The organism is Erwinia sp. S43, from assembly GCF_016624745.1.
In the GTDB taxonomy this organism is placed as follows: Bacteria; Pseudomonadota; Gammaproteobacteria; order Enterobacterales; family Enterobacteriaceae; genus Erwinia; species Erwinia coffeiphila.
Map to the genome: position 1 here is coordinate 251094 of NZ_JACVTX010000001.1, position 24260 is coordinate 275353.

Genomic DNA, 24260 nt, shown 5'->3' on the forward strand with positions numbered 1-24260 from the left:
AATGCGGCAAATTAATCGCAACCCGACGCCAGGCGCGCGCCTGATGCTGATACTGCTGCCGTTTGTGCTGGTGATCGCCGCGTGGCTGATCGGTTCGGCCATCCGTCTGGAGGCCAACCCGCAGGACAAACTTCTGCCGGGTCTGGGACAGATGATCGATGCCGTGCACCGTATGGCCTTCGTAGCGGACAAACGCAGCGGCGATTACCTGTTCTGGACCGATACGCTGGTCAGCCTGGCGCGTCTGCTGGTCGGGCTGAGCATCGCTGCGCTGTTGGGGCTGTGCTTCGGCATTGCCTCCGGGGTTTTCCCCATGCTGCGCGCACCGCTTTCGACCTTTATGACGGTGATTTCGATGGTGCCGCCGCTGGCGATACTGCCGGTGCTGTTTATCGTGTTCGGCCTCGACGAGCTGTCGAAGGTAATGCTGATTGTTATTGGCGTCACGCCGATGCTGGCGCGGGATCTGGAGCAGCGGGCGCGGGAGATCCCGGTAGAAATCCTGATTAAGGCGCAAACGCTGGGGGCCAGCAGCTGGACGCTGGTCCTGCGCGTGGTGCTGCCGCAGCTGCTGTCTCGACTGCTGGTCTCACTGCGGTTAATGCTGGGCGCGGCGTGGCTGTTCCTGATCTCCGCAGAGGCGATTTCCGCCACCGCCGGGCTGGGCTACCGCATTTTTCTGGTGCGCCGCTATATGGCGATGGATGTGATCCTGCCTTATGTGGTGTGGATCACTCTGCTGGCCTGGCTGATGGATCTCGGCCTGCGCTATCTGAATCGTAAATGGTTCCCGTGGTCGACAGGAGCACAGTCATGAGTTTTATCGTCATCGACAACATCTGGCAGGAGTATGGCCGCCATGTGGTGCTGGAGCGCCTGAATCTGCACATTGCCGAAGGGGAGTTCTGCACCATGGTCGGGGCATCAGGCTGCGGAAAATCGACCTTTCTGCGTCTGCTACTGGGCCAGGAAAAGCCCAGTCGAGGGCAGATTCTGCTGGACGGAGAACCGCTCAAACCGGAGCCGGATATCACCCGGGGCGTGGTGTTCCAGCGCTATTCCGTTTTTCCCCATCTCAGCGTGCTGGACAACGTCACCATCGGGCTGGAGCTGCCGCGCTCACGCTGGAGCGGCCGCCTGTTCGGCCAGCAAAAGCGGGAGGCGAGGGAAAAGGCCGCTGCACTGCTGGTACGGGTGGGGCTGGGGCATGCGCTGAACAAATACCCTGCCCAGCTATCGGGCGGCATGCAGCAGCGGCTGGCGATTGCCCAGGCGTTCATTATGCAGCCGCGCGTACTGCTGCTCGACGAGCCTTTTGGCGCACTCGATCCCGGCATCCGTAAAGATATGCACCAGCTGCTACTGGAACTGTGGCAGGAAACCCGCCTGACGGTGTTTATGGTCACTCACGATCTGAGCGAAGGGTTCCATCTGGGCACCCGGCTGCTGGTGTTTGACAAAGTGCGTATCGATCCCCACGAACCGGAAGCGTACGGCGCCCGGATCACCTATGACATCCCGCTGAACGAGCAGCGCCAGCCGCCACGCGATATCGTGACGACCGCTGCGTCGGCTTCAGCCATAAAGGAGCTTTCCCTGTGAACACCATTCAACACAATCATGCCGATACTGAGAGCGAAGTTCTGCCGGGCGGCGGACACACCTCATTTATCCTGCGTCGCGGGCAGGTCCTGCGCATCACCGATACCACCGGCGGTGCCAACGTCAGCCTGATGATGCTGAACGCCGCAGAGAAAAGCGACCGCCTGAATCTGCCGGATACCCTCAAAGCGCAGCACACGGCGAAGCTGACCACCGGCCACTGCCTGTATTCCGATATGGGCCGGGTTCTGGCGGCCATCGTGGCGGATACCTGCGGCTGGCACGACAGCTTTGGCGGCGTGCTCAATGCGGCTGAAACGTTGGAAAAATACGGCCAGGGTCGTTACCAGGAGCTGAGAAACGGCTTTTATCGCAACGGCACCGACAACCTGCTGGTCGAGATGGGTAAATGGGATTTGAACCTGCAGGATCTGCTGATGACCCTGAACCTGTTCAGTAAAGTTACGGTGGATGAGGAGGGCCACTTCCATTTCGAACGCGACTATTCCCGCCCCGGCAGCTATATCGAACTTTACGCGCCGCTCGACGTGCTGGTGATTATGACCGCGCTGCAGCATCCGATGGACCCGGCGACCGAGTATGCTCCGCGCCCGGTCAGCCTGAGCTTCCGGGAGGCGGACGCTCCCGCTGCGCTGCTGTCCTGTACCGAAATCCGCGCTGAGAACGCCCGCGCGCTGATCAACACCACACAGTTTTGCCGCCATGGAGCCCCACTATGAATCCCGTTGCCAGCACCCGAGATATCCGCGATGCGATATACCGCCATACCATTCCGGCGGGCGAACCGTTTCTGTTTGAAGTGCGCCAGGGACAGACGATGCGCCTGCTCGATCTTGAGGGCAATCAGGCGGTGGATACGCTGTTCTACAATGCCCGTAATCCGCGGGAACGCTACGATGCCCAGCGCACGCTGCGCCGCCAGAATAACGTTTACCTCACCACCGGCAGCGTACTTTACTCCAACCTCGGCAACCCGCTGTTGACTATCGTTGCCGATACCTGCGGCCGCCACGATACGCTGGGCGGTGCCTGTTCACAGGAGAGCAACACCGTGCGCTATGCGCTGGATAAACGCCATATGCACAGCTGCCGCGACAACTTCCTCTGCGCCAGTCTGCACGATGGTCGCCTGCAAAAGCGCGACCTCGCTGCGAATATCAACTTCTTTATGAACGTGCCGGTGACCCCGGACGGGGGATTGACCTTTGCCGACGGTATTTCGGCCGCCGGTAAGTACGTTGAACTGCACGCGGAATGCGATGTGATCGTGCTGATCTCTAACTGCCCGCAGTTGAACAATCCCTGCAACGGCTGGAACCCGACCGCGGCTGAGGTACTGATATGGAATTAATTTTTCAGCGCTTGCGATTAGTGATGCCGCTGCGTTTCTGGCAGAAAGCGGGGCTGCTATGCCTGCGGCTGCTGGAAGCCCGCACCGCAAATTATGCGGTGCTGTCCGATCCGTCGGGCCACCTCAGCGGGCGCGCATCATCCCGCTCGCGTTAAGGCGATTTTTCTCCGGTGGACGACCACAGGAGATCGGATTGATGGCGGGACGGCCCGCCAGAGTGTGAGTCTCAACCATGTTTACAAAAGTCCTTATTGCCAACCGTGCCACGCTGGCCTGTCGCATTCTGCGCACGCTGAAATCCATGAACGTCAGCGGCGTTGCGGTGTTTTCCGAAGCGGATGCCGGCAGTCTGCATATCAGCCAGGCCGATGAGGCCATCAGCCTTGGCGACGGGCCTGCGGCGCAAACCTATTTAGTGGTGGATAAAATCATTGCGGCCGCACGTGAAAGCGGAGCACAGGCCATTCACCCTGGTTACGGCTTCCTGTCGGAAAATGCGGCGTTTGCCGACGCCTGCGAAGCGGCAGGTATCACCTTTATCGGCCCGACCCCGGAGCAGCTGCGGCTGTTTGGCCTGAAACATACCGCCCGCGATCTGGCCCGCCGTCAGGGGGTGCCGCTGCTGGAGGGCAGCGATCTGCTGGACAGCGTTGATGATGCGCTAAACACCGCAGAAAAGGTTGGCTATCCGGTGATGTTGAAAAGCACGGCGGGCGGCGGCGGCATTGGTATGCGCGTCTGTGGTGATGCCCGCGAACTGGCCGACGCGTTTGCCACGGTAAAACGACTGGGCGAAAACAACTTCAGCGACGGCGGCGTGTTTATTGAAAAGTACATTACCCGCGCGCGCCATCTGGAGGTCCAGGTCTTCGGTGACGGTGCCGGAGACGCGATCGCTCTTGGCGTACGCGACTGCTCGGTTCAGCGCCGCAATCAGAAAGTCATTGAAGAAACCCCGGCACCGAATCTGCCGGAAGGGATGGCAGACGCGCTGTGCAGCGCTGCCTTACAGTTGGCGAAAGCGGTTAATTATCGCAGCGCGGGCACCGTGGAGTTCGTTTACGACAGTGACGCGCAGCAGTTTTACTTCCTTGAAGTCAATACCCGTCTGCAGGTGGAACACGGCGTAACCGAGCAGGTGTGGGGCGTGGATCTGGTTCGCTGGATGATCGAACTGGCCGCAGGAGCGCTGCCGCCGCTGGCGGAGCTGGCGGCAGGATTGCAGCCGCAGGGGCATTCGATTCAGGCGCGGCTGTATGCCGAAGATCCCGCCCGCCAGTTCCAGCCGTCGCCCGGGCTGCTGACCGAGGTCAGTTTCCCATCGGCAGACGGTCAGCGGTTGCGCATCGACAGTTGGATTGAAGCGGGCTGTGAAATCCCGCCGTTCTTCGATCCGCTGCTGGCAAAAGTCATCACCTGGGCCGACAGCCGTGAAGAAGCGACCGCCGCGCTGAGCGACGCGCTCGGCGACATCCGCCTTTACGGCGTAGAAACCAACCGTCAGTACCTGCAGCAGATCCTGGCCGATCGGCCTTTCGCCAGCGGCCTGCCGTGGACGCGCTGCCTGGAGCAGCTGGTTTATCTGACCGAAACTATCGAAGTACTCCAGCCCGGCACGCAAACCACGGTACAGGATTATCCCGGCAGGCTGGGTTACTGGGCGGTCGGCGTGCCGCCGTCGGGACCGATGGACGACCGTGCGCTAAGGCTGGGCAACCGGCTGCTGGATAACGCACCGACCGATGCGGCGCTGGAAATCACCCTGAGCGGCCCGACGCTGCGCTTTAATACCGCCGCCGTTATCGCCATTACCGGCGCAGAAATCAGCATCGAACTGGACGACGTGCCTCTGCCGATGAATACCACGCTGGCGGTTTCCGCCGGTTCCGTACTGAAGCTAGGCGAGATCGCCAGCGCTGGCGCACGTAGTTATCTGTGCCTGCTCGGCGGTATTGCCGTGCCGGAGTATCTGGGCAGCAAAAGCACCTTTACTCTCGGTCAGTTTGGCGGCCATGCCGGTCGTGCCTTACGTACCGGCGATGTGCTGCATCTTGCTGCCTGCGATGCCTATGCCGATAGCGGTGTCGCTGGAGCCACGCTTCCAGCTGAACTCTGCCCGCCGCTGCCCGATGTCCGGACGCTGCGGGTGATTTATGGCCCACACGGCGCACCGGAATATTTCACCGCCGAGTGGATTGATGTCTTCTTTGCTACCGAGTGGCAGGTTCACTTTAACTCCAGCCGCACCGGCGTGCGGTTGATTGGTCCCAAACCGGAGTGGGTGCGTGAAAGCGGCGGTGAAGCGGGGCTGCATCCGTCAAATATTCACGATAATCCCTATGCGGTGGGCGCGGTGGATTTTACCGGCGATATGCCGGTGATCCTCGGGCCCGACGGCCCAAGCCTGGGCGGATTTGTCTGCCCGGTCACCGTAATTGAGGCGGACCTCTGGCAGCTAGGACAGCTCAAGGCGGGCGATCGCCTGCGCTTTGTACCGGTCGATATCACTACCGCGCGGCGGTTGGTGGCCGAGCGTCGAACCGAACTGGCAACGCTTCAGCCGCAGGAGAACCGCTGGCTGACTGCACCGATTGCGTCCCCGGTGGTGCTGGACTGCGGCCAGGACGATCGTCGGCTGGTCGCCCGCCTGTCCGGCGACACGCATCTGCTGCTGGAAATCGGCGCGGCGGAGCTGGATCTGGTGCTGCGCTTTCGTGCACACGCCCTGATGCAGGCGCTGGAGACACTACAGAATCCGGCGATCATTGACCTCACGCCCGGTATCCGTTCGCTACAAATCCACTACCGCCCGGACGAGCTGTCACTGGAATCGCTGCTGGCGACGATTGCGCCGCTGTGGCAGGACGTCTGCCAGCAGCGGGATCTGCGCGTGCCGTCGCGCGAGGTCTGGCTGCCGCTCTCCTGGGACGATCCGGCGTGCCAGCAGGCGATTGATAAATACATGACCACCGTGCGCCGCGATGCTCCCTGGTGCCCGAGCAACCTGGAGTTTATCCGCCGGATTAACGATCTGCCGGATATCGATGCGGTTTATCGTACGGTGTTTGAAGCCAGCTATCTGGTAATGGGGCTGGGCGACGTTTATCTCGGCGCACCGGTGGCCACGCCGCTCGATCCGCGCCACCGTCTGGTGACCACCAAGTACAATCCGGCACGCACCTGGACTGCCGAAAACTCAGTCGGTATCGGCGGTGCCTATCTGTGCGTTTACGGGATGGAAGGGCCCGGAGGCTATCAGTTTGTTGGCCGCACCCTGCAAATGTGGAACCGCTATCGCAATGTGGCGGACTTTAACGGTAAACCCTGGCTGCTGCGCTTCTTCGACCGCATTCGCTTCTTCCCGGTCAGCGCCGCCGAGCTGGAAACTATCCGCCACGACTTCCCGCTGGGGCGCTATCCGCTAAGAATCGAGCAAAGTGAACTGGCGCTGGCCGACTATCAGGCGTTTCTGACGCAGGAAAGCCAGACTATTTCGGCATTCCGCGATCATCAGCAGTCTGCGTTTGATGCCGAACGCCAGCGCTGGATCGCTTCCGGCCAGGCACACTTCGACAGCCAGGAAGAAGCGGTCGTTGAGGATGAATACCAACCGCTGGCGGCGGGGCATCAGGCGGTGGAAAGCAGTATTGCCGGTAATCTGTGGCAGGTCAGCGCAAATGTGGGTGACGCTGTCACTAAAGGCGAGCCTCTGGTGATTCTGGAATCGATGAAAATGGAGATCCCACTGCTGGCCCCCTGCAACGGTATCGTCCGCGAGGTACGTGCCGCACCGGGTTCCGCCGTCAGGGCCGGGCAGTGCGTGGTGGTCATTGAGCAGGACTGACCGCGCAGGCATCCTGGTACAGGTGCCGTTCTGCGTGGCGCGGGTATTCACGCAGGAACGGCGATCCTGTCCCGTTCTGTCCGTTTGCTGTCCGAAAACGGTATTTCGCCGACGGCAAACGGACGGTATGCTGACTAAAAAACGACGACGAGGATGGGGTAAATGCTGGAACTACGACCGGGATGTGAATACTGCGATATCAACCTGCCGCCGGAATCTCTGGATGCGGTAATCTGTTCGTTTGAATGTACCTTTTGCCGCGACTGCGCAGAGAAACATCTACAGGGCAAATGCCCGAACTGCGGCGGTGAACTGGTGCGCAGACCCATCCGCCCGGCGATCAAGCTGGAGAAGTTCCCGGCTTCTACCGTGCGGGTGCTGAGGGAAGGATAAAGCGAGGAGACCTGTGGCTAAAGACAGCTTACATGATGAGGCCATGATTGAAATTCTGCGCGAAGATCCTAGCTTTGCTCAGGACTATCTTAATCAGGCTTTGCTGGATATTGATGAAGAGGGTGGGCAGGCATTTCTGCTGGCATTACGCCATGTTACAGACGCGCTTAAAAGCGCGGATGCTTATATTTCGGCACGCCGTTGAGCACCAGTCGCCAGGAATCATTCACCAGCTGTTCGACCAGCCCGGCGGTGATTTTCTCGCCCGGATGAACCGAAATCCAGTGGCGTTTATTCATGTGATAGCCCGGGTGGATCGAGTCATAGATCGCCCGGTGCAGCTCGCCCTGTTCCTGCTGGCACTTCAGGGTGATAATTTTTTCCCCGCGCAGCTCGGTAAGCAGCAGAAACATTTTATCCGCCACCTTGAACACCTGATGCTCCGGGCCAAAAGGGTAGCTGCATTCTGAACCGGAGAGCAGTTCAGCGGCCGCAATAGCCGCCGCATGAATTTGTCCACCGTCCATGATTAAGACTTCCGATGCTGTTGGATAACCGCCACGATATCTTCAACGGTGTCCGCCAGACGTTCGCCCTGCTTATAGGAGGACAGGGTGTCTTCATCACCGTTGAGCACCGACTGCGGGCGCTCAATAAAGGTGCCAAGCGGATTCAATTCTGCATCAAGGATTGCCGCAAACGGAATCTTCACTCTTTCCACGCCAAACTGCTGTTGGAACAGCACCGTCGCCTGGTCGCGGGTAATGATACTCATCTTCACATCGGGTGCCAAACGGCACAGCGCCTGAAAAGCAGGCACGTTGCGCAGGCAGTCCGGGCACCACATTTCTGCGGCAACCAGCAGCGTGTAGCTGCCGTCCAGCCGTTCGATTTCGCCTTTCAGCTCGTCAGAGAGAAAGCCGACTCGTTCGGTTTTCGCCTGCTCGCGCAGCAGATGCTGGATCTGCTCATCATTGCCCTGGCGGATAAACTGCGGATAGTCGACGCCAAGTTCGATCAGTGTATTGAAATCTGTCACCTGCTGCTCCCAAAGGTAAATTAGTATGGTATCAACGTGCTGGACCAGGCTGAAATATCAGCCTGGCGTTGGGTATTGCCGTTATGACGCTGCCGTCTCTGAAGATGCCTGTCGCTGAAGCAGGTACACCTGCAAATTGACCCATACCGCATTCAGCAGCGGCGTCGCCAGCTGATGGCGTTGGGCGCGCTGAACCAGATCGCCAATAATCTGATCGGCTTCAATATCATATCCCTGCATTAAATCGCGATACATCGACGATGTCAGCGGGGTATCCGGGTTGCTGAGCCAGGTTAAAATGCCGTCCGTCTGCGCCTGACGATGCTGATAACCTTCAGCAATCAGGGTAGAAAGTACCTCATTAAACAGCCCGGTTAACATGGCCTGACCGCCGCCGGAGGCGACGACCTGGCGGGTATCACCGCGGGCCAGGCAGGTTACCGCCCCCAGGGTACTCAGCAGCAGCCATTTTTCCCACAGCTCACAGGCGATAGCATCGCTGAGGAAGGCGTCAAAGCCGCAGTCACGCAGGGTAGAATCCAGCTGCTGTAGTCTTTCGCCGTTATCGCCGTTGAGCGCGCCGTAATAGAGCTGATGCAGCGGCGAGAGCTGGACAATCTCGCCCTCTGCCCCCAGCGTAGCGTGGATTTTGCACAGTCCGCCGATAACATGACGATCGCCAAAGCGCTGGCGAAGTAAATCGATATGCCGCATGCCGTTGAGGACAGGGAGGATCAGCGTATTCGGACCGACTGCCGGTGCAATATCCTCCATGGCCTGCTGCAAGCCGAAGCCCTTCACCGTCAGCACGATGAGATCGTAAGGGCTGCTGATTTCAGCGGCGAGGAGGGTTACGGGGTTCAGGGTTTCACGCCCCTGCGGGGTTTGCAGGATCAACCCGTTTTTTTGTAGCTGCTGGCTGCGACGCTCGCGCAGCAGGAAGGTGACATCACGCCCGGCCTGCGCCAGCCTTGCACCAAAGTAACCGCCGGTTGCTCCCGCGCCAACAATCAAAATACGCATAATCCACTCCATCGTTGCGAAACATAAAGGTTCAGACTCCGTGAACCGACATGCTATCAATCTCTCGCCGAGATGGGCAACAAAAAAGCCGGTGACATTGCTGTCACCGGCTTTCAGTTAAGTCCCTGAGCGGGCGAAAATTTACGCCGCGATCTGCTCGGCGGTTTTTTCTACCAGCGCCAGCAGCACTTTGATGTCTTCCAGCGTGACCGTCGGGTTAAGCAGCGTCAGCTTCAGGCAGGTTACGCCGTCCGCTTCGGTTACACCGACGTTAGCGCGGCCAGATTCCAGCAGCACATCACCGATTTTCTGGTTGAACAGCGCCAGGGCAGTATCACCCGCGTCAGAGAGCTGCTGCGTACGGTAGCGGAACAGCACGCTGGCCAGCTGCGGCTGCATCACCAGCTCCAGCGCCGGCTGCTCGCTGACGTACTGAGCCACGTCCTGCGCCAGCGTTACGCCGTGATCGATGATCTCCGCGTACTGTTTCTGGCCTAGCGCCTCCAGACCCATCCACAGCTTCAATGCATCGAAGCGGCGGGTGGTTTGCAGCGATTTAGACACCAGGTTTGGTACACCCTGGGCTTCATCAAACTCGGAGTTCAGGTAAGCCGCCTGATAGCGCATCAGCTCGTAGTGGCGCGCTTCCTTCAGCAGGAAAGCACCGCAGCTGATGGTCTGGAAGAACTGCTTGTGGAAGTCCAGAGTAATGGAATCCACCAGCTCCAGGCCGTCCAGGTAGTCGCGATACTTTTCGGACAGCAGCAGCGCACCGCCCCAGGCCGCATCAACGTGAACCCAAATCTGGCGCTCGGCAGCCAGCTCGGCAATCGCCCGCAGCGGATCGATTGCACCCGCGTCGGTAGTACCGGCAGTGGCGACGATAGCCAGAATCTGCTCGCCGTTAGCCTCCGCCTGCGCCAGTTTCTCCTGCAGATCGTTAAGATCCATACGGGAGAAGCGATCGGTTTTCACCAGCGTAACCGACTGATAACCCAGACCCAGCAGCGCCATGTTCTTCTGCACGGAGAAGTGCGCATGCTCGGAGCAGAGAACACGGATTTTCTTCAGGTTGCCAACCAGGCCATCCTGCTGAATTGAGTGTCCCTGGCGGGCAAAGAAGGCATCGCGTGCCAGCATCAGGCCCATCAGATTGCTCTGAGTACCGCCGCTGGTGAATACCCCGGCATCGCCGGGCTGATAGCCAACCTGGGTGCGCAGCCATTCAATCAGCTTCATCTCGATGATGGTCGCTGACGGGCTTTGATCCCATGAGTCCATGCTCTGGTTAGTGGCGTTGATCAGCACTTCCGCCGCCTGGCTTACCACCAGGCTAGGGCAGTGCAGGTGCGCCACGCACTGCGGGTGATGGACCGCAAGGCTGTCTTTCAGGAAGTACTCAATTGCACGCTCAATCGCGGCCTGATTACCCAGCCCCTGCGGATTGAAATCAAGCGTAATTCGCTCGCGCAGTTCGGCAACGGTTTTACCCTGATACATCTCGGGCTGCTGCAGCCACTGGGCTACTGCTTCGCTACTCTGGGCAATCGCCTGGCGATAGGCTTCAGTGCTTTGCGCTGAACCTGCCAGAATCGGGTTTAACCTGGACATCGAATTCACTCCACTCAGACCGGTTTTACGCCGCTGGCAAGCAGGGCGTTTTCAAATTTATCCAGGAACACTTCCAGCTCACTGTCGCTGATCAGCAGGGAAGGCAGCAGGCGCAGTACGCAACCATCGCGTCCACCACGTTCCAGGATCAGACCGTTTTCAAAGCATTTTTTCTGCAGCAGCGCTGACAGCGCGCCGTCAGCCGGGTAGCAACCCATGTGATCCTGCGCTTCATTTGGCTTAACGATCTCAATACCGATCATCATGCCCAGACCGCGAATGTGGCCAATGACCGGGTAACGCTGCTGCATTTCAGCCAGCTTACCTTTCAGCCATTCACCCTGAGCTGCCACTTTACCGGCAATGTTGTGCTCTTTCAGATGCTTCAGCGTGGTCAGGCCGGTGGCCATTGCCAGCTGGTTGCCACGGAAAGTACCGGTGTGGTGGCCAGGAGACCAGGCATCGAACTCTTTCTTAATGCCCAGCACGGCCAGCGGCAGACCGCCGCCAACGGCTTTCGACATCACAATGATGTCTGGCTCAATGCCAGCATGTTCAAAGGCAAACAGCTTACCGGTACGGGCAAAGCCAGCCTGAACTTCATCAAGGATCAGCAGGATGCCGTGCTCGCGGGTCACCTTACGGATACGCTGCAGCCACTCGGCAGGAGCCGGGTTCACGCCGCCTTCACCCTGAACGGCTTCCAGAATCACCGCCGCAGGTTTACGCACGCCGCTTTCAACGTCGTTGATCAGGTTGTCGAAGTAATAGGTCAGTGCTTTAACGCCTGCTTCACCACCGATACCCAGCGGGCAGCGGTATTCGTGAGGGTAAGGCATAAACTGCACTTCCGGCATCATGCCGTTGACCGCTTCTTTCGGTGACAGGTTACCGGTTACCGCCAGCGCACCGTGGGTCATACCGTGGTAACCGCCGGAGAAGCTGATCACGCCGGAACGGCCGGTGACTTTTTTCGCCAGTTTCAGCGCGGCTTCAACGGCATCAGCGCCGGAAGGACCGGTGAACTGCAGGCAGTACTCTTTACCCTGGCCTGGCAGTAAAGAAAGCAGATATTCTGAGAAGCTGTCTTTCAACGGCGTCGTCAGATCGAGTGTATGTAACGGCAAGCCGCTGGTAATGACATTTTGGATGCTTTGCAGGATATCAGGATGGTTGTGGCCCAGAGCCAGCGTTCCCGCACCGGCCAGGCAGTCAAGATATTGATTATTCTCAACATCGGTAATCCACACGCCTTCTGCTTTTGCGATTGCAAACGGCAGCTTACGTGGATAACTCCTAACATTTGACTCAAATTCAGCCTGGCGCGCCAAATAGGTTTCATTGTTTCCTTTTAATGAATCTGCACCGAAAGTATCAATACGGACTTTATCCGTCATCATATCTCTCCTACAACCGTGAGTTTCAGAACGTCACAGTTGAATAAATGAATGAAAAGTTAACTGCTGTGAAAAAACGCGGCCAATATAGGCCATTTTAAGTCGCTACTCAATGATTAATTTTAATTAGTTGCGCTTATGATTTTATCATAGGAATCAATACGTTGTTGATTTGCTGAACAATCGCCTTTCAGGGGATTTGTTCCGGTCGCTTTATGCATAAATTTTCGATTTATGAATATTTAAGGCAATAACGGAGGAGGGGGTATTGTTTGCAAAAACCACAACAAGAGCAAAAAGTGAACAATATCAAGGCGAATTGCTCAGTTAATCAGCAAATAAAGCGCGGGAATTACGTAGATTTACAGATGATGATGTTGCTGGATTTGCATAATCCACAGCACTTTTGCTGTCTCAGAACCGTGATTAAATACGCTATGGGTTAAATGACTTTTAAACTGGAAACTATCGCCCGCCATTAACGTGACACTGTCACCTGATACGGTAAGCGACAGTTCACCTTCCATCAGCAGGCCCGCTTTTTCCCCGTTCCCCATCAGCATTTCCCTGGGGCCGGAGCCGGGTGGAATGGCGATCAGCATAAACTGTAAGTCATGTTCACCGCTTGGCGACAGCAGTTCTTTGGCAACGCCGCTTTCACCAACGTGAAAATGAGGACGGTCCTGTCGCCGCCGCACAAAATGCTCCGGCCCGCCAGCGGGCGGTTCGTCGGCATCCAGCAGGGCGGTCAACGGCACGCCCAGGGCAATACGCAGCTGTTCCAGCATCCGCACCGTGGGATTGGTCTGGTTGCGTTCTATCTGGCTGATGGCTCCGGCTGAAACACCGGCCTTTGCGGCAAGCTCATTAATTGTCAGGCCGCGCTGCTTACGCATCTGCCGCACCCGCAGCCCGATATTGGCCTCAAGGGATAACGTGGGTGACTGACTCTGTTTATTCATTTGACCGAATCCCGTAGCGCATCAGAACTGCGATTGATATTCAGTATAATGAATTAACCCCAGCCTTTGTCAATCCTGAATCGCTTTACCTTCCTTATAATCCACAGATTAAATAATTCATAATAATAAATAGCTTAAATAACTTACGCATGATTCTCCGCGCGGGTTTGAGGGCAATAAGTATTCCCTATGCTCCAGCCTCTGTCGCGCGTTGACATCTTTTTTAGTGAAGCAGATATTCAATATGTTGAATATTTGCTGGCTATTTGAGCGCTAACACTATCGCCGGGGAGAAAGAATGGACTGGAGCAGCGTGCATAATTATCTGCCTTTCTTGCTGAAGGGTGCCGAAATGACCATTACGATTACCGTGCTGGCGCTGATCATCAGTACACCGCTGGGCCTGCTGTGGGCTGCCGGGAAGATGAGCGGGCTGCGTATTATTGTCTGGCCGGTATCGATTATTATTAACATCACCCGCGGTCTGCCAATGATCGTGGTGCTGTTTTATATCTACTTCGTGTTTCCCGATATTGGCATCACGCTGACCGCATTTCAGGCCAGCGTGATCGGTATTGCCTTTTGTTTTTCCTCCTATATTGCCGAAATCTTCCGCGCCGGGATCGAATCCGTCGATCGCGGCCAGCTGGAGGCCGCGCGTTCCATGGGCATGGGATTTGGCAAAGCCATGGTGCGCGTGGTGCTGCCGCAGGCGTTTCACGTCGCGCTGCCGCCGTACAGCAATACGCTGGTAATGATGCTGAAAGACTCCGCCCTGGCTTCCACCATCGCCGTCACCGAGATGACCCGCCAGGGGCAGCTGATGGCCTCATCCACCTTTGATAACACCACCATTTATACGCTGGTCGCCATTCTGTATCTGGCGATGTGTCTGCCGCTGATGGCGCTGACCAAACGCCTGGAAACCCGCCGCCTGAAAGGAGCCTGAGATGATCGAAATTAACGATGTGCATAAACGCTTTGGCCCGGTTGAGGTGCTGAAAGGCGTCAGTTTCAACGTCAAACAGGGGGAAGTCGTCTGCCTTATCGGGCCGTCCGGCTCCGGTAAGTCGACCATTCTGCGCTGCATCAACGGTCTGGAAAGCTATCAGGGCGGCGAGATCCGCGTGCTCGGTCAACGCGTGGATAATCAACAGCGTTCGATTAACGATCTGCGTCGCCAGGTGGGGATGGTGTTTCAGCGCTTCAACCTTTTTCCCCATCGTTCTGTGCTGGAAAACGTGATGGAAGGGCCAATTCACGTCAACGGTGAAGCACGCGCCGTTGCCGAGAAGCGGGCGAAATCGCTGCTTGATCTGGTCGGTCTGGGCGAAAAAATAAACGCCTGGCCGCAGCAGCTCTCCGGCGGTCAGCAGCAGCGCGTAGCCATCGCCCGTACGCTGGCGCTGCAGCCGAAGGCCATTTTGTTTGATGAGCCCACCTCCGCGCTGGACCCGGAACTGGTGGGCGAAGTGCTGCAGGTCATGCGCAACCTCGCGCAGGAGGGGATGACCATGATCGTTGTCACTCACGAAATGCAGTTTGCCAGCGAAGTGGCCGACCGCGTGTGCTTCCTGCACAGCGGCAACATCGTTGAGCAGGGAACCACCGATCGGGTGCTGGGAAATCCGCAGGAGCCGCGCACCCGGGATTTCCTGCGCCGCGTACTGCGCGAACCGGCCATTCATCACTGCGAGCACTGCCGAAAAATTGCCTGACCTTCACTCTCAATGGGACGATAAAAATGAAAATGATCTCCAACCTCAAGCGTTCACGCCTGTCTTCTCTGCTGCTGGCCGGTGCACTGTGCTGCGGAACATTTGCCAGCGTTGCACAGGCCGAAACGCTGAAGCTGCTCGCCGGTTCCACGCCTGCAAGCCGTCCGACCTGCTTTATGGATCTTGAAACCGGTAAGTTCCAGGGCTTTATGCCGGAAGTGGCGGAAGAAGTGGCGAAGCGGGCCGGATTTGAAGTGAGTTTTAACGCTATTCCGTTCTCTGCGCTTTTGCAGTCCCTGCTGTCCGATAAAATCGATATGATCGTGGCGGGCATGTCGCCGACCGACCAGCGTAAAACCAAAGTCGACTTTTCCGAAGGGATCACCGGCATCGGCGAGGGGATTTACGCCCGCGATGATAATAAAAAGGTCTACCGCACGCCTGCCGATTTCAAAGGGGAAACCATTGGCATCATGGCCGGTACCGATTACGGCCGCCGTATTTCTGAAATGAACATCGCGAAAGAGGTGAAATTCTATGAAAATGCGGCGGATCTGGCACGCGATGTGTCACTTGGCCGGGTCAGCATCGGTATGAACGATTATCCCATCCTGAAAGGCCAGGCCAGCATCGGCAATCTGAAGGGCATGCACGTGGTGGAAACCTATCAGGCTACAAAAGTCTCGCCGGTGGCGTTTGCCGTGCGCAAGGGTAATGGTCCGCTGCTGGAAAAAATCAACGCGGCCCTCACCAGCATGAAACAGGACGGCACGCTGGAAAAAATCCTGAATAAGTGGGGCATTCAGTATATCCCGGCCTGATTGGCTGATTGGCTGATTGGCTGATTGGCTGATTGGCTGATTGGCCAGGCTAATGTGTCGGCGCGGGCTTACAGGATTGTTGTCGCCACCTACAGGTGGCAGGCGGCAGGCGGCAGGCGGCAGGCGGCAGGCGGCAGGCGGCAGGGAATCTATCTGCCGCCTCTGGTGGAAGGCAACCGGCAGCGTTAATATGTCCGAAAAAAACGACAGGGTTTTTTATGTCCCGCCCCGAACTGCAAGACAGTCTCAAATTTGCCGAGCATTACACCCATCCTGATTTTCCTTTATATAAGGCAACCTCGCTAAGCGCCGATGCCGACTACAGCGAAGCGATCGCCTTCTTCGTTAATGGCGTTGAGGATGATCCGCTGTGCCAGAACAATCTGGCGATATTTTTCGCCCTCGGCATTCACTATCAGCAGGATCTGGAAAAAGCACGTACGCTGCTTATCTCGGCTATCGAGCTCAAACTGCCGCAGGCGTACTTCAACCTGGGCCTGCTGGAGCACTACCGCCTGATACCGCGCACAGCATCGACGCTACATCGCTTTACCAGCGCGCTGTCACTGGGCATAAAAGAAGCCAGCTATTATCTTGGCCAGCATGAAGAACGGAACATCAGCCATGCGGATTTCGATGGCAATGCCATGGACCGCTCCGAAGCGTTTGGCGATGCGCGAGTCAGATCGTTGAGATACTACGCCGTTGCTGCGGACGTCGGGCACGTTCTGGCGCTGACCCGCATGGGGGATATTTATCATAGCGAAATGGAGGTGAGAGACGATGCGCTGGCGATGAAGTATTACTCGCAGGCGGCGCAGAAGGATCATCTTCCCGCCATGTTTTCGGCGGCAACGTTATTGACCCGTGGCTACAGTCCGCGGCTCAGCGTGACTGAAACGGATAAGTCCGCGTTTTACATCCATGAAGAATGCGACCCGGAGCGCATCACGGCATTACAGGCGATAATTATTGAAAAAACCCGCGATCCAGAGGCTGCAATCACGCTGCTGAACCGAGCCTGGAATATACACCGGTCCGTAGAAGCGCTGGAAATGATGGGGGATATCCGTAAAGAAGAAAAAGACTATCGCGCGGCGGGGGCGTTCTACATGACGGGGATGCATAAAGGCAGTATTCCCTGCCTGGCGAAGTGCGGCGAAATGTTTTTAATCTGTGATGAAATACGCAGTAAAACAATAGCGAGGGATCTGTTTAAACAGTTCAAAACGCGGCTGGCCGAGTCACGAATTCTCAATACTAAGATGCTGGAGCTGACCGAAATGATTAACAGCTATAAGGAAGCGCTGAAGCCAATCCCGAGGAAGAAAAAAACGGTCGACGGAGATCGCGATAACACCGCCGAATGAAGCAATCAAAGGCTCAATCTGGCTATTGATGAGAATAATGCGGCTACTGTTCATGCCGGACAACTTATCACAAGATTCCGGCACATTGAGCTTGGGGATTTTACTCCCCCGGCACAAGTTCTCAGGGCAGCTTTCTGATCAAGCGCGCCGGGTTCCCGGCATAAATCCCTTTTACCGTCACCGGACGGATCACCACGCTACCGGCTCCAATCACCGCACCGCTGCAAATCGAAGTGGTCAGCACGGTAGCACCGCTACCAATGGTGACGTTGTCACCGAGGGTAATGGTGATCCAACTGCTGGCATCCGGGTCCGGCGCGCCGCTGCGGAACAGATCGTTGGCGAAGGTAACGTTATGGCCGATAAAGCAGTTTTCACCCACGGTGACGTTTTCGCAGAGAAAGCTGTGTGACTGGATGCGGCTGCCGCGACCAATCACACAGCCTTTCTGGATCTCAACAAACGGTCCGACAAAAACATCGTCGTCCAGCCGGCACTGGTAAATATTTGACGGGGTGATGATTTTGACGTTTTCCCCGGTTTTGACATCACGAATGCTGCACTCAATGGTTTTCATCTGCATTTCATCCTTAAAACTGCGTTGATACGTTAGCGGTTAAGAAGCCGATACTAACACCATCTGAAGCAGGTCGTCAGGCGCGACCTTTACCCTGCTGGCGCAGCAGATAAATAAACCAGGGGGCACCGATAAAGGTGGTCAGCAGCCCTGCCGGGATCTGGTTAGGGAACATCACGATGCGGCCGCACCAGTCGGCGATCAACATCAGCAGCGCACCGATAATCGCCGCCATCGCCAGCTGCGGCATCGCCCGGCGGAATCCCATAATGCGCGCCATATGCGGCGACATCAGGCCGATAAAACTCAGTGGCCCGACCGTCAGCGTGGCACCCGCGGTCAGTATCGACGCCAGTAGCAAAATTGTCATGCGGGACCCTGCCAGCGGTACGCCTAACGACCTGACCGTATCGTTGCCCAGCGGCAGCATGGCAAGCCAGCGTCGGCAGAGCGGCATCACCACCAGCAGCACCAGAGCGAGCAGCATACTGGAGGCCGCCTGCACAGGCTCCACGCCGTAGGTAGAGCCGGAAATCCAGTTAAGCAGATTGCCCAACCGCGGATCGCCGCTGGCCAGTAGCAGGGAAACGATCGCCGAAAACAGCGTGCCCAATCCCACCCCCGCTAACAGCAGGCGCTGGGAGGAGAAATGCTGCCGCCCGGCGACGAGAAGAATGGTGGCCAGTGTCAGGGCCGCACCGCCGCTCCCGGCGTATAGCAGAGTGGCAAAACCGGCGGCGGGCAGGAAAAACATCACCGCAATAACCGAAGAGGCCGCACCAGCACTGATGCCCAGCACTTCCGGGCTGCCCATCACGTTGGCGGTTAGTTTTTGAATCAACGTGCCGGCGACGGCCAACATAATACCGGCACTTAAGGCAGCAAGCGTGCGCGGCCATCGCCACGGCAGAACGTGCCACAGATTATCACCCGCCCAGCTCAGCCCGTGACTGTTGCGGCCGACCATCAGCACAATGGCTAACGCCAGCAGCAGCAGCCCGGCCGCACCGGCTATCCACAGCCAGGGGCGCGCACGTTCAGCGCCAGGTGCTGAAACCGAAGTGGCAGGCGGGGCGGAATGCCGCAGGCGCGGCAGCAGCCACAGCAGGATCGGCGCACCGATCAGCGCGGTTGCGGCCCCGGTCGGGACCTCCTGCCAGAGCTGCGCCAGCAGCACCATCGACTGATCGGACAGCCACAGCAGCAGCGCCCCGACCAGCGGAGCCAGCAGCAGGCGGGGGATCAGGCGACGCGCACCCAAAAGCCTCGCCAGCAGCGGGGCAAACAGCCCGATAAACCCAATAACGCCAACGGCGTTAACCAGCAGGGCGCTGAGCGTAATAGCCAACCCAAGCGCCATCAGCCGTGCCAGGTTAAGCCCCAGGCCAAGGTTGCGCGAAACGTCATCATCCACACCCAGCAGCGTCAGTGGCCGCACCAGCAGCAGCGCGATTACCAGCGCGATAGACAGGCGGGGAGCCAGTGAAATGACCTGCTGCCAGTCAGTCTGATTCAGCGCACCGCTACTCCATAAAAACAGGCTTTGCAGGTCCTGATAGTGGAACAGCGCCAGCAGGCTGTTTATCGCGCTGCAGTACAGACTGAGAACCAGTCCGGCAAGAATTAATGTCACCGGCGAAAGCCGTTTTCCCCAGGCGGTGCCGAAAACCGCCGCGCCGATAACCAGCGCGCCGAGCAGGGCGGCAACCGGCTGCATCGCCGCGCCGCCGGGTAGCATGCCCAGACTGAAAAGCGTGATTCCCAGCTGCGCGCCGCTGGCCACACCGAGCGTAGCCGGTTCCGCCAGCGGATTGCGCAGCACCTGCTGGAACAGCACACCCGCCAGCGCCAGCCCTGCACCAACCAAAAGCGAAACCGCCACCCGCGGTAGCGTTGTGTAATAAAAAATGATCTGACGGATATCATCGTGGTCAGGATGAAAGAGGGCATCAGACCATAATTGCCGGGGCAGAACCTGCTGCGCGTTATACAGACTGAGCAGCAGCGCAACAAAGCCCACCAGTGCCAGCAGCGAGAGGGATTTGTACTGAATTCTTACCATTGTTTTTCCTGTTGCTGCAGCATCCGGCAGAAACGCAGTGCGGAAAGGGTGGCACCGAAAATCCACAGGGCGGGCACGGTTCTCAGCATCTTTTCCCTGACGAAGGGAATAGCCTGCCACAGCGGTGTGGCGGCTACGCGAGCCCTTGCCTGTTCATCGCGATGGTCCAGACAGATGGCGCGCAGCGGCGCAAGGCTCGCCAGGCGCTCAAGGCCAACCATCGCCGTACCCCAGCCGTTATCATCGCCCTGCCAGGCGTTTTCAATGCCCAGACGGGTCATGACATTACCAAACAGGCTGTTTTTACCGAGGATCATTACGTGGCGATCGTCAACCAGGGTGAACACCAGCAGCGGCTGGCGGCGAAATCCTGCAAGCTGCCCGCGCGCTTCTTCTAACTGGCGATCGAACCAGGCTAAATGATCATGCCCTGCCTGCGTTTTATCCAGCCGATCGGCCAGCTTAAGCAGACCGTCACTGACGGTGCGCAGCGGTTCTCCCCGTTCACTGGTAAAGCTAAATTCCATTGAAGGGGCGATGGCGTTCAGCTGCGATGAGCGTGGCCCGTAGCCTTCGGAAAACAGCAGCAGGTCCGGCTTCAGTTCGGCGATGTATTCCAGGTTGGGTTCGGAACGGCGGCCAATATCCAGCACCGACGCTGGAATAGTCGGCTCACCTACCCAGATGCTGTAATCGTGGGTATCGGCGGCACCTAACGGCGTAACGCCGAGGGCAAACAGCATCTCCAGCGGCAGCCACTCCAGCGCAATAATACGCTGCGGTACGGTGGCGCTTGCTGATGCCAGCGGCAAGAGCGGTAAAAGGGCCAGCGCCGTCAGCAAACGACGGCGCGGCAAATCAACCCAATGCGGAGACTTCCCGGCGAACCGCCGGGAAGAAGAAACATCAGAAGGCATAGGAAACGCTGACCGAGTAGTTACGCGGCGCACCGTACACGGCGTAATCGCTCAGCCAGGAATAGTAGCTGCGGTCGAACAGGTTATTGACGTTGGCCTGCACGGCTACCTGCTTGTTAACCTGGTAGCGGGCAAACAGGTTCGCCAGCGGGTAGCTGCTCTGATAAACGCGGGTGGTTTCGCCGTCCGGCCCTGTCGCATCCTGGAAGGTGCGGCTCTGCCAGTTGACGCCGCCGCCGACGGTCAGCTCACGCAGCATCGGCAGCTGGTAGCGGGTGAACAGTTTGAACGAGGTCTGCGGCATATTACTGTTGAAGCGGCCTTCCGTATCTTTCGCGACATAGCGCGTGGCACCGAAGGTCATTTGCAGATTGTCGGTTACTGCACCGTTGATCTCAAACTCGGCACCCTTGCTGACTGCACCTTTGGTCGAATAGTACGCCTGTTCGCTTGATCCGTTAACGAAGTTGTCGCCGTCGGCCTGCGCGGCGTTTTCCTGCTCGATGCGGAACACGGCGAAGGTGGCGGTCAGACGGCCGTTGTACCAGTCCGATTTCAGGCCGGTTTCATAGTTTTTACCGGTGACCGGCGACAGATACTTACCGTCGCGATCGCGGTAGGTTTGCGGCTGGAAGATCGAGGTATAGCTGGCGTAAGCCGACCAGGTATCGTTAATGTCGTAGACCAGGCCACCGTACGGCGTAATGTTGTTTTTACGTACGTCGCCGCTGCTGCCCATGGTGCTCCATTCGGTATAGCGCGCACCCAGAATCAGCGCTAACGGGTCGGCCAACGAGAAGCGCGCGGCGGTATAGGCAGATTTCTGGCGAACAATGTCATCGGCGTTCTGATACCAGTCGCCCCATTCTGGCTCCTGCGCGCTGCCGTCCCAGCTGTTAAAATCGCCCATCTGGTCATAATCCAGTGAGCCATCGGCGCTGTAGGTGGCATTATGCTGGCGGCTGTAGCTGACGCCTGCCACCAGCTCATGCTGGCGACCGGCCAGTTCAAACGGACCGCTGGCGTAGGTATCCACCGACTCCAGCTTGCGCTTGCCGCGATCCTGGCTACCGAAGCCGGACACGCCCTGGCCGGTGGTCACATCCGGGAATTCCATCACGTACAGCAGTTTATCGTTAAAGGTTTCTTCCGCGTGGGTGGCATTAACGCGGAACGACCAGCCGTTATCAAAGTTATGGCTGACGTTGGCAAAAATTTTACGCGAATCGGTGCTGTAGCGCGTCCAGTCTGCCGCCGGGTTGGTACTACGGTTAAAGTGGGTGCGTGAACCGTCGCTGTACCAGGTCGGCAGACCGCCCCAGGTTGGATTGCCGGTATTACTCTGCTGATAATCGTAGCCGAGCGACAGGGTAGTGTTGTCGGTGACGTCGGCATCAATCACGCCATACAGGAACTTTTTGGTTTTGTGGTAGCGATCCAGCCAGCTGTCCTGATCCTGATAACCGGCTACGATTCTGCCACGTACCGTGCCGGCTTCGTTAAACGGGGAGGAGACATCGGCCACATATCGCTGCTTGTCCCAGCTGCCATAGCTGGCGGTGAGATTGCCGGTAACCTCTTTGCTGTCCGCATGCTTACGTACCATATTCACCGAAGCACCCGGGCTGCCCGCGCCGGTCATCAGCCCGGTCGCACCGCGCACGATTTCAATGCGGTCATAGATTGCGGTGTCTTCAGCGGCATCGCCGTAGTTCCAGGTATCGCTGACCGAGGTAGGAATATCGTCATAGGTGTAGCTGCTGATCTGGAAACCTCGGGCGAAATAGGCTGACCGTTCGCTGTCGATCAGTTCGGTGGCGACACCGGTGGCGTTATCCAGCACGTCGCCCACCGATTGCAGATCCTGATCCTGAAAGCGCTGTTTCGTCACCACGCTAAGCGACTGCGGTACGTCACGCGGTGCCAGCAGCATTTTCGTGCCGGCATGGGTGGTTTTCACCTGATAGTCCTGTTCTTCGCTGGCATCGCCATCGTCTGCCGTCGCCGTTACCACCAGGTCCTGCTGCGCTTTATCCTTTTGCGACGGGGCCGTTGAATCTGCTGCGTACGCCGGGTGGGTCAGCGTATGAATCGCCAGCGCCAGCAGTGAAACGGTAAAAGTATGTTTAACAACCGATGCGCGCTTAGCGGCACCGTTTTCCCTGCCAACAAAAGACATAAAAGCATTCCTCATGCGGAATAGTGGTTTAAATGATTATGATAATCATTTTTCTTTGCAGGCTCATTGTAAAGATTTCATTGTCTTGTGTAAAAAAATATAAAACATTAGATTTCAATGAATTAAAAGACAGTTAAACGAAAACATGCGCCGCACAATGGATGCCAGTGTAAGGCCCCGGATCTGTGGAGTCGGCAAGACATCAAGGATGATTAATTCGCTGATTTCTCTGCAACATTACGATGAAAATCGGAAACAGTAGCGCCGCCACGGCAGCGATAATTAACAGCCTGTCAAGATGCCAGGCTGCCCCGTCTTCACCAAGCAGCAGCGGAACCAAAAAGAATGCAACGGTGGTAGCGAGGTGCATTAATGACGTTTGTAGTGCCACAAATTGGGCACGCTGCCCCTCGGAGGGATACGAAATGGTGACCGCCGATGACACCACCAGACGACTATAGGATGCGGCGAGAAACAGGACAATAAACAGTCCAGACAGCGGGGAACCGGACGCAGCCATGCCGAGACTGAGCAGAAAAATAAGCGTTGAACTAACGGACAGTTGTCGTGAATTAAAGTGCACCAACAGTTTCCCGGTTATTTTGGTGGCCAGCAGGCCTGCAATGCCTCCGGCAAGAAACACCCAGGGTAATAGCGGCAGTGTCAGCCCCATCTGCCGTGTCAGCAACGGAACCAGAATCGGAATAATCAGCATCGGACTGAACTGCACCAGGGCATTTGCTGAGGCAAAGAGCAGTGTATTTTTACTTAACGTCAGCGGAGCAGGAGCATACCCAATCGATGTCTCCGCGGGAACGAAGAGGGTAACCAGTGGAATAGCAAGCAGGCACAGCAAGCCTATGGCGTTCAGTGAAAGATGCCAGCCGAAATGGGTACAAATCAGTAATATCAGCGGCATTCCAGCAATGCTTACCATCGAAAACGCGGCAATGACCGTCGCCAGCATCTTCCCACGCATATCGGGTGGGGTTTGATTGATCAGCAGACCGATGGCAACACCCATCGTTGTACCGCCAGTCATACCGGCTAAGAACCGGAGTATCAGCAGCACGCCGAAACTCTGCGTTAGCGTAGCCATGACCGTCAACGCGCCCAGAAATGCCATATTCAGCATTAAAAAACGTTTTTTATTCACCCGACCCAGCCAGTAAAAAGCGGAGAAGCCGGAAATAACTGCACCTGCGGTATACAAACCCGAGACATAACCTGAGTATGAGACGGGGACGGAGAAATCAGCGGCCATAAATGCGAACAGTGGATTAAAAACCATATATTCCAGCGCATTAGCAAACTGAACAAGTGCGATAACCAGTGCCATATGGCGCAGTTGACGGGGATGAGGATTCGACATG

General features: G+C 57.2%; 23 protein-coding genes and 1 pseudogene. 13 read left to right on the forward strand and 11 right to left on the reverse strand.

Translation table 11 applies throughout. From position 1 onward, the window contains the following. Nucleotide 1: 1 nt before the first annotated feature. The 8 genes and pseudogenes from IBT47_RS01210 to IBT47_RS01245 all read left to right on the forward strand — a co-directional run. The gene (locus tag IBT47_RS01210) at nucleotides 2-817 is read left to right on the forward strand and encodes an ABC transporter permease (RefSeq protein ID WP_200558805.1); all 816 of its coding nucleotides are present in this window, start codon (nucleotides 2-4) and stop codon (nucleotides 815-817) included. Next, nucleotides 814-1602, forward strand: a complete 789-nt coding sequence (locus IBT47_RS01215; RefSeq protein WP_200558807.1) for an ABC transporter ATP-binding protein — start codon at nucleotides 814-816, stop codon at nucleotides 1600-1602. Before IBT47_RS01210 ends, IBT47_RS01215 begins: the two co-directional genes overlap by 4 nt. Further along, on the forward strand, nucleotides 1599-2342 hold the full coding sequence (locus tag IBT47_RS01220) for an urea amidolyase associated protein UAAP1 (protein ID WP_200558809.1): 744 nt from the start codon (nucleotides 1599-1601) through the stop codon (nucleotides 2340-2342). Before IBT47_RS01215 ends, IBT47_RS01220 begins: the two co-directional genes overlap by 4 nt. Beyond that, a complete protein-coding gene (locus IBT47_RS01225) occupies nucleotides 2339-2974 on the forward strand; it encodes an urea amidolyase associated protein UAAP2 (RefSeq protein ID WP_200558811.1) in 636 nt (211 codons plus the stop codon). Before IBT47_RS01220 ends, IBT47_RS01225 begins: the two co-directional genes overlap by 4 nt. Continuing rightward, nucleotides 2965-3129 (forward strand): hypothetical protein, encoded by a 165-nt coding sequence (locus tag IBT47_RS01230; protein ID WP_172606625.1) that lies wholly within the window; start codon nucleotides 2965-2967, stop codon nucleotides 3127-3129. Before IBT47_RS01225 ends, IBT47_RS01230 begins: the two co-directional genes overlap by 10 nt. 77 nt (nucleotides 3130-3206) lie before the next feature. Next, nucleotides 3207-6818 (forward strand): urea carboxylase, encoded by a 3612-nt coding sequence (gene uca / locus IBT47_RS01235; RefSeq protein WP_200558813.1) that lies wholly within the window; start codon nucleotides 3207-3209, stop codon nucleotides 6816-6818. A 162-nt stretch (nucleotides 6819-6980) separates the two neighbouring features. Beyond that, nucleotides 6981-7211, forward strand: coding sequence for a DUF1272 domain-containing protein (locus IBT47_RS01240; RefSeq protein WP_200558815.1), 231 nt, complete (start codon nucleotides 6981-6983; stop codon nucleotides 7209-7211). Between the two features lie 13 nt (nucleotides 7212-7224). Then, nucleotides 7225-7377: pseudogene (locus IBT47_RS01245) on the forward strand (DNA-binding protein); the annotation flags it as partial. Between the two features lies 1 nt (nucleotide 7378). Here the strand turns inward: IBT47_RS01245 and IBT47_RS01250 are convergent. From IBT47_RS01250 to IBT47_RS01275, 6 genes are all read right to left on the reverse strand, one after another. Further along, entirely contained in the window at nucleotides 7379-7738 is a 360-nt protein-coding gene (locus IBT47_RS01250) for an MmcQ/YjbR family DNA-binding protein (protein WP_105593836.1), read from the reverse strand. A 2-nt stretch (nucleotides 7739-7740) separates the two neighbouring features. Next, nucleotides 7741-8250 carry a thioredoxin family protein gene (locus IBT47_RS01255; RefSeq protein ID WP_200558817.1) on the reverse strand — a complete coding sequence of 170 codons (510 nt, stop codon included), beginning with the start codon at nucleotides 8248-8250 and terminating at the stop codon, nucleotides 7741-7743. An 81-nt stretch (nucleotides 8251-8331) separates the two neighbouring features. Beyond that, nucleotides 8332-9273 (reverse strand): ketopantoate reductase family protein, encoded by a 942-nt coding sequence (locus IBT47_RS01260; RefSeq protein WP_200558819.1) that lies wholly within the window; start codon nucleotides 9271-9273, stop codon nucleotides 8332-8334. A 141-nt stretch (nucleotides 9274-9414) separates the two neighbouring features. Beyond that, nucleotides 9415-10884: an aspartate aminotransferase family protein gene (locus IBT47_RS01265; protein WP_105593833.1), complete on the reverse strand. Its 1470-nt coding sequence runs from the start codon at nucleotides 10882-10884 to the stop codon at nucleotides 9415-9417. A 14-nt stretch (nucleotides 10885-10898) separates the two neighbouring features. Next, nucleotides 10899-12281, reverse strand: a complete 1383-nt coding sequence (locus IBT47_RS01270) for a diaminobutyrate--2-oxoglutarate transaminase (RefSeq protein ID WP_200546499.1) — start codon at nucleotides 12279-12281, stop codon at nucleotides 10899-10901. Between the two features lie 362 nt (nucleotides 12282-12643). Next, nucleotides 12644-13243, reverse strand: coding sequence for a helix-turn-helix domain-containing protein (locus tag IBT47_RS01275; RefSeq protein WP_200558820.1), 600 nt, complete (start codon nucleotides 13241-13243; stop codon nucleotides 12644-12646). 298 nt (nucleotides 13244-13541) lie between these two features. On the opposite strand from IBT47_RS01275, the gene IBT47_RS01280 reads away from it, so the two are divergent. The 5 genes from IBT47_RS01280 to IBT47_RS01300 are packed head-to-tail and all read left to right on the forward strand — an operon-like array spanning nucleotide 13542 to nucleotide 17152. After that, nucleotides 13542-14192 carry an amino acid ABC transporter permease gene (locus tag IBT47_RS01280; RefSeq protein ID WP_105593830.1) on the forward strand — a complete coding sequence of 217 codons (651 nt, stop codon included), beginning with the start codon at nucleotides 13542-13544 and terminating at the stop codon, nucleotides 14190-14192. Between the two features lies 1 nt (nucleotide 14193). Further along, complete coding sequence (locus IBT47_RS01285) at nucleotides 14194-14961, forward strand: amino acid ABC transporter ATP-binding protein (RefSeq protein ID WP_105593829.1); 768 nt, start codon at nucleotides 14194-14196, stop codon at nucleotides 14959-14961. 26 nt (nucleotides 14962-14987) lie between these two features. Continuing rightward, entirely contained in the window at nucleotides 14988-15782 is a 795-nt protein-coding gene (locus tag IBT47_RS01290) for an ABC transporter substrate-binding protein (protein ID WP_234471629.1), read from the forward strand. Nucleotides 15783-15806: 24 nt separating this feature from the next. Continuing rightward, entirely contained in the window at nucleotides 15807-15971 is a 165-nt protein-coding gene (locus IBT47_RS01295) for a hypothetical protein (protein WP_200558823.1), read from the forward strand. Between the two features lie 29 nt (nucleotides 15972-16000). After that, a complete protein-coding gene (locus tag IBT47_RS01300; protein WP_200558825.1) occupies nucleotides 16001-17152 on the forward strand; it encodes a tetratricopeptide repeat protein in 1152 nt (383 codons plus the stop codon). Nucleotides 17153-17273: 121 nt separating this feature from the next. On the opposite strand, the gene IBT47_RS01305 is transcribed toward IBT47_RS01300, so the two are convergent. The 5 genes from IBT47_RS01305 to IBT47_RS01325 form a co-directional block, all read right to left on the reverse strand. Beyond that, nucleotides 17274-17729: an acyltransferase gene (locus IBT47_RS01305; protein WP_200558827.1), complete on the reverse strand. Its 456-nt coding sequence runs from the start codon at nucleotides 17727-17729 to the stop codon at nucleotides 17274-17276. Between the two features lie 76 nt (nucleotides 17730-17805). Continuing rightward, a complete protein-coding gene (gene fhuB, locus IBT47_RS01310; protein ID WP_200558828.1) occupies nucleotides 17806-19791 on the reverse strand; it encodes a Fe(3+)-hydroxamate ABC transporter permease FhuB in 1986 nt (661 codons plus the stop codon). Then, a complete protein-coding gene (gene fhuD / locus IBT47_RS01315; protein WP_200558829.1) occupies nucleotides 19785-20708 on the reverse strand; it encodes a Fe(3+)-hydroxamate ABC transporter substrate-binding protein FhuD in 924 nt (307 codons plus the stop codon). The genes fhuB and fhuD overlap by 7 nt, the downstream gene beginning before the upstream one ends. Beyond that, nucleotides 20698-22887 carry a ferric-rhodotorulic acid/ferric-coprogen receptor FhuE gene (gene fhuE, locus IBT47_RS01320; RefSeq protein ID WP_200558830.1) on the reverse strand — a complete coding sequence of 730 codons (2190 nt, stop codon included), beginning with the start codon at nucleotides 22885-22887 and terminating at the stop codon, nucleotides 20698-20700. Before fhuE ends, fhuD begins: the two co-directional genes overlap by 11 nt. A 202-nt stretch (nucleotides 22888-23089) precedes the next feature. Continuing rightward, nucleotides 23090-24259, reverse strand: a complete 1170-nt coding sequence (locus IBT47_RS01325) for an MFS transporter (RefSeq protein WP_200558831.1) — start codon at nucleotides 24257-24259, stop codon at nucleotides 23090-23092. Nucleotide 24260: the final 1 nt, after the last annotated feature.